Origin of the sequence: Streptomyces exfoliatus (assembly GCF_000725545.1) — a bacterium.
In the GTDB taxonomy this organism is placed as follows: Bacteria; Actinomycetota; Actinomycetes; order Streptomycetales; family Streptomycetaceae; genus Streptomyces; species Streptomyces exfoliatus.
The window spans coordinates 1-5,065 of record NZ_JNZP01000065.1; the positions used below are offsets into that span (position 1 = coordinate 1).

Sequence of the window (5,065 nt, forward strand, 5' to 3'; positions counted from 1 at the left end):
GCAGCAACCTCCGTATCTTGGCGCCATGACGGACGAGGCAGAGCCGGGGCTTGATTTGAACCGCTGGGGCGACACATCGGACCCGGCTCCGGAGCGGCGTGGCCCCCGCCAGGACGCGTGCTCGTGCTTCGACCAGTCCAGGCCGCATCCGCGAGCCCGAGTCGGATTCCACGCCGAGCGGCAGGACACCTCAGCTTCGGGCTGGCGCCACCTGCTGGAGCTGATCGACGAGGCCGCCGCCGACGGGCGCGAAGAGTTTCGCCCCCTGACCGGGCTCAGCCCGGAAGAGCGGCGGCAGATCATCACCCTGCCGCCGAGCATCGACCAGCTGACGGCGGTCAAGCATCTCGTGCTCTACGGCAGCAATCTGGTCCGGATCCCGCCCGAGATCGGGGCCATGACCAGTCTGGAGGAGTTCACCCCCTACACCTCCTACCGGCTGCACTGGTTCCCTTACGAGATCACCCGGTGCCGGAAGCTGACCCGCAGCACGGTGAGCACGCGCGCGTTGTTCGGCAACTACAAGCTGCAACCCCCGTTCCCGCGGCTACAGCCTTCCCCGGACTCCGTTGCGGACCTCGATCCGGGAAACCTGGATCCTCGGCACTGGGGCACCACCGTCACCCACAGCTGCAGTGTCTGCGACCGCCCGATCGAACAGAGCGGACTCCGTCAGGTGTGGATCTCACTGCGCGTGGCCACTGACGTACTACCCCTGCTGGTCAACGCTTGCTCGGCGGCGTGTGTCGCCGCGCTGCCTGGCGGTGCTCGCGACTACATCCCCACACCCCACAAAGGCGGCCGAGTCGACCAGCCGGCGTCCGACTGGGTCTGATCAGCCGGCCCTCGCCTCAACCCCCGGTCGGTCGAGGAACGACCACGATGGTGTGACGACGGGTCGAACGTCTGGGCGGGGAAGCTGACGCTCGCGATGGGGAAATACATGACCGTCGACATAGGCTTCGCGGGCGCCTGTGGGGGTCAGGTTCTGCGCTGTCGGCCCATCAGGAGCTGCTGGGGCCGGTGAGGGTTCGTAGGGTCGTCGTGGACACCCCATTACAGGGCGGGTGCCGCTGGGGCTGGTGCCGGTCCCGTCGCTTCCCCGAGAACGGCGGGACCGGCACCTCCTTCCCGGTGGCAGGGTGAACCGCAAGCGGCCCCCGCGGCCCACCCTGCGGCGCGGGCCGCCGGTCCGGCCCCGCGTCGCCCGCCGGGGGCCGGGCCCGCGCCCGCCTCCCGGCTCCCGGCTCCCCACGGAAGGCCACAGGCGCTTACGGTGCGACAACCCGCGAGTTCCTTTGAGCTCCGCTGAGTCCTGTCCGCGGACGAAGGCGGCGGCGATGGCCTGGTGCTCGCGGCAGCGACCGGGGCCGTGGTGAGTTCGTCAGCGCCCGCGGGCCCGGCCCGTGATCCCGCACATTTCGCGGGCGGTGAAGAGCCGCTGCGCGCACACCGCAGCCAGATGCACGGTGAGGCGGCGGAACCGCCCGTCGTCGGTGGTACCCACCGGTGCGGTGTAGCCGAACCGGTCGCGGGCCTGGACGGTGATGCCGCCGGTGGCCGCCGCGTAATGCTGCCGGCGTCGGCGTGCCAGGGGTTGAGAGCGGGCCCGTGCGTTCGCGGCGATGCGCGCGGCTGGGATGGGCCGGCTCGACGTGCTCGCTCCGTTACTGCCGAACGGCGTGGCGAAGCGCTTGAACAGCACTTGGGAGATCACGTGCTGACCGACCACGTGGCGCTCGGCCTCGGGCCGGATTTCCTCGATCCGGGCGTCAATCCGCTGCGCCGCCAGCCACCGATCGGGTGATCCCTCGTTCATCCGTCCAGTGTGGCAAGCAGGTCTGACAAGCGAGAAGGGATTTCGGTCCGTCCTCAGCGCGCGCGCCCTCCCGGCCTTACTGATCGTTTCAGAATGAAGCGCTTGGCCAGAGAGTTACGCGCTGCGATGATGCGAACTCGACTGGGCGGTGTGGACGGGGACACCAGATGACGCGGTGGCAGCTCTTGCAGGGAGACGTCCTGGTCGGTGAGCTCAGTGAGTACGGCTGTGATCAGCCGTTCTTCCTGGCGCGCTTCACCCCGGGACCTGGCTGGGAGAGCGTGAGACCGTTGTTCGAGGCATTGGCGACCTACAGGGGCCCGGACCCGAATGGGCTTAGGTTCGTCACCCTGGCCAAGCCGTTGCAGGATTTGGGGCTCACCCTGGCTCCGGTTGACGGCCAGCAGACTCCGTTGCAGCTCTTCAAGGACTGCATGGTGCGTATCTATGGGGCTGAAGCTCGCCTCCGCTACTGACCGAGCAATTGGCCGTCCGTCGGAGTTGGCGCAGACATATCAGGCTGCAGGCCAGTTCGAGCAGGCCCTGATGGAGATCGGCGCGTCGTTCGTAGCGGGTGCGGAGCCGTTTGAACTGGGTCAGATTGGCCGTCAGGACGCAGGGCGTACGGCGCGGGCCAGAGGTTCGCGGTCGCCGTAGAAAGCGGCGTGCAAGGCAGCGGCCAGTTCACGGCTTGCCCCTCGCCGTCTACGTCGTAACAGCCCGACGTAGACGGGGTCGGCGAAGGCGTCAGGGCGGATCTGCCGGGAGTCGATCAGGTGACCGACGGCCTCGCGGACGGCTTCGTGCAACGTCGTGTCGAGAGGGTGCTGCGGGGCGGTGAGCGCGTCGACCTTCACCGTCCATTTGGTAGCCCTGGCGCTCGACGGCGACGAACACGGCGCGCTGCTCTTGGCGAGCTCGTCTACGAGATCCCCATCAACCGGCAGTAGGGGTAGGCGTCGGCTCCGACGTGCCGGTCGTGATGGCTCCCGTCCACCAACCCGGTTCCTCGCTCGTCTGCCAGGAAATCGCCAGCGATTGGCCGGCTATCTGCTCAGCCTTGGCGCGCGCAGCTGTCTGAGCTTCGCCGGGTTCACTGTCGGCGCCGGGATGGGCTAGGCAGCCGTCCGCGACACCGCGAGGCTCCGAGAAGTACAGGGCGTAGCGCCAGCGGTCGGGTGTGCGGAACAGAACGATCGTTGCCGGGGAACCCAAGCCGTCCCGCCAGTGCTTCCGTTTACTCGTCATGCCCGCACGGTAGCCACGACAAGCCAGGAGTCGCCGGTGCCTTTCGGCTTGGGTAACATCCGTCCCGGCTGCGATCCCGGTGCTGCAAAGACGGGCGATCGGGCGACGGTTGACCGGGAGTTTCCGTTGCCCGCGCCCGTACCAGCACCAGATCCGGGCAAGACCGATGATCGTTGCGAGGCACCGTGATCGACGTAGCACGTAGGGCGCGGATAGCCAGCATGGCCGAGGCGGCGGATCCCCTCTGGGCGGAGTCCCACGACAGCGCAGCCTTGCAGGCGTTCTTGAAGGAGCGCGGCCGTGACGGAGTGGACGCCGTCAGGGTCACCATGCAGGTCGTGGGATGTGGGCTTGCCGAAGCGCAAAGCATGTTCTTCGCCGCGCCTTGCCGGTCCCACGAGCTCGCATTTCATAACGCCGTTTTGGAGGGCCTGGAGCGGTCTCAGACCCGCAGCACGTGACGATGCCGACAGTTGCGCTGTCCGGCCCGATGGCTGGGCTCAGCGGCAATGTCCCATGATGATGTCGTCAAAGTCGGGGAACTCTTGTGTGGCTTGCGCGACGATCGTCGCTGCCGACGCGCGGCAGGCCGGAGCGTGCTTCTCCGCGATAGCCGCTAGGTCCTCGTTGACCTGCGGAGCCCAGTCGGGTTCGGGCTCGTGGAAGGCGCCCGCTTCCCACGGGCCGAAGCCGTCAGCCAGCAGCCATAGGAAGGCGCCCAGGTCGCGGGCAACAACTCCGGTCTCTCCTTCGGAGCCCATGAAGACAACGGGCTGCTCTGCCAGGTCCCGGCCTGGACGGATGAGCCAGAAGGCTGCGTTCCCACCGGTGCCGTCCTGGCCGAAGACGCGGAAGTCATCGCCGGTCAGGTCGCTGTTGCCCGTCCATGCACGGAGCCAATCCGTGGTCTCGTCGGCAGTCAGGAAGGACTCGTAGGGTTCGAAGTCGACGCCGTCCTCGCCTATGCAGTCGAGCCGGACTGCCATGGCAGCGGCGAGCGCAGCGGGAAACTGGCGGTCTTCGTTCGGGATCATGCGAACAGATTAGTGACCGCTCAGGAGGCCCACGAGGCCTCTGGCACCACCGGCTGTACCCGGTGGCTTTCGGTAGGGGGCTGCAGTAGCAGCCTCGGGCGGCGGACAATGGCGGCATGACGTTGACGATTTGGGTCGATGACTGGCAGATGCAGTGCTGCGGAGAGAGCTTCGCACCAGGGGACGTTGTCTCGTGGACGCTGCTGGAGGTTGATCCGGAGGACTACGCCGACATTATTGGTGGCGAACGTGCGGATGAAATCGACTTCCGCGAGGAGCACCACGGCCAGGGGGAGGGGCACGCACCCGCCTCAGTGGAGGTGGTGTCGATCGTCGAGGTGCACTGCCGTTACGGGATACCCCCGGGTGCCACGGACAAGGTGAACTACCCCGTTCCGGGCACGACCGTAATGGTTCCGGTTGAAGAGGCGGACGGGTGGGCGACGGCCAGGCCGGACGTGAGCTTCGCGGGCTACCTGGTGACCGCCCGACGTGTCACAGACGTGCCAGAAGGTGCGGCCGCTCGCGGTCAATGAGGGAGCCGGCGGACCGTGCCAGATGCGTGACAGATCGAGCGGTCAACCACGGTCACTGGAGGATCGCTGCGGCGTCCACAGCTTGTGACAGCCGCCGTAGCACACAGAGGGGTCAGCTTCGGTGACCACTCAGCTGCGGGTGCCAGGCTTTGGATGCCCTGTACGCGGTGGTGAAGGCGTCCATGCCCGTCGCGTCCGGGATCCGGCCGACGGGGCAAGGGTTCGGCAGCGGCTGCGCGAGCAGCATCCTCGCAGGAGGCGGGAGGCGCTTCGCGTTGGTGCCCAGGCCCCGTTCTACCAACGATTCCGCCACCTCGCGGAGCCGCGGCGCCCGACTGATCAACCCTCGGGCGGTCGATGTGCTCGCTGCCATGCCGCCTCGAAGTCATCAGGGCCGATCTCCATGGCCACGTACTGCGGATCACGAA

At 67.5% G+C, this 5,065-nt stretch carries 6 protein-coding genes and 1 pseudogene; 3 read left to right on the top strand and 4 right to left on the bottom strand.

Translation table 11 applies throughout. From position 1 onward, the window contains the following. Positions 1-835: hypothetical protein (locus tag IO20_RS0133905; protein ID WP_342668820.1), on the top strand; the 835-nt coding region annotated here is incomplete at its 5' end. 549 nt (positions 836-1,384) lie between these two features. Here the strand turns inward: IO20_RS0133905 and IO20_RS41850 are convergent. After that, positions 1,385-1,819: a hypothetical protein gene (locus IO20_RS41850; RefSeq protein WP_245685154.1), complete on the bottom strand. Its 435-nt coding sequence runs from the start codon at positions 1,817-1,819 to the stop codon at positions 1,385-1,387. Positions 1,820-1,986: 167 nt separating this feature from the next. Here IO20_RS41850 and IO20_RS0133915 point away from each other — a divergent pair, with 167 nt between their 5' ends. After that, positions 1,987-2,295 (top strand): hypothetical protein, encoded by a 309-nt coding sequence (locus IO20_RS0133915; protein ID WP_030557112.1) that lies wholly within the window; start codon positions 1,987-1,989, stop codon positions 2,293-2,295. A 19-nt stretch (positions 2,296-2,314) separates the two neighbouring features. Here IO20_RS0133915 and IO20_RS40125 read toward each other — a convergent pair. The 3 genes and pseudogenes from IO20_RS40125 to IO20_RS0133930 form a co-directional block, all read right to left on the bottom strand. Beyond that, positions 2,315-2,419 (bottom strand): annotated as a pseudogene (locus IO20_RS40125) (IS5/IS1182 family transposase); the annotation flags it as partial. Positions 2,420-2,427: 8 nt separating this feature from the next. After that, the gene (locus IO20_RS0133920) at positions 2,428-2,676 is read right to left on the bottom strand and encodes a hypothetical protein (protein WP_030557114.1); all 249 of its coding nucleotides are present in this window, start codon (positions 2,674-2,676) and stop codon (positions 2,428-2,430) included. A gap of 891 nt (positions 2,677-3,567) precedes the next feature. After that, entirely contained in the window at positions 3,568-4,101 is a 534-nt protein-coding gene (locus IO20_RS0133930) for a hypothetical protein (protein WP_030557118.1), read from the bottom strand. Between the two features lie 116 nt (positions 4,102-4,217). On the opposite strand from IO20_RS0133930, the gene IO20_RS0133935 reads away from it, so the two are divergent. Continuing rightward, positions 4,218-4,637, top strand: coding sequence for a DUF6578 domain-containing protein (locus tag IO20_RS0133935; protein ID WP_030557119.1), 420 nt, complete (start codon positions 4,218-4,220; stop codon positions 4,635-4,637). The last annotated feature ends 428 nt before the right edge of the window (positions 4,638-5,065 follow it).

What these genes read in the sequence shown, in the direction of transcription:
- IO20_RS0133930 (WP_030557118.1), bottom strand. Translation starts at nt 4,101, where the DNA reads ATGATCCCGAACGAAGACCGCCAGTTTCCCGCTGCGCTCGCCGCTGCC.
- IO20_RS0133915 (WP_030557112.1), top strand. Translation starts at nt 1,987, where the DNA reads ATGACGCGGTGGCAGCTCTTGCAGGGAGACGTCCTGGTCGGTGAGCTC.
- IO20_RS41850 (WP_245685154.1), bottom strand. Translation starts at nt 1,819, where the DNA reads ATGAACGAGGGATCACCCGATCGGTGGCTGGCGGCGCAGCGGATTGAC.
- IO20_RS0133935 (WP_030557119.1), top strand. Translation starts at nt 4,218, where the DNA reads ATGACGTTGACGATTTGGGTCGATGACTGGCAGATGCAGTGCTGCGGA.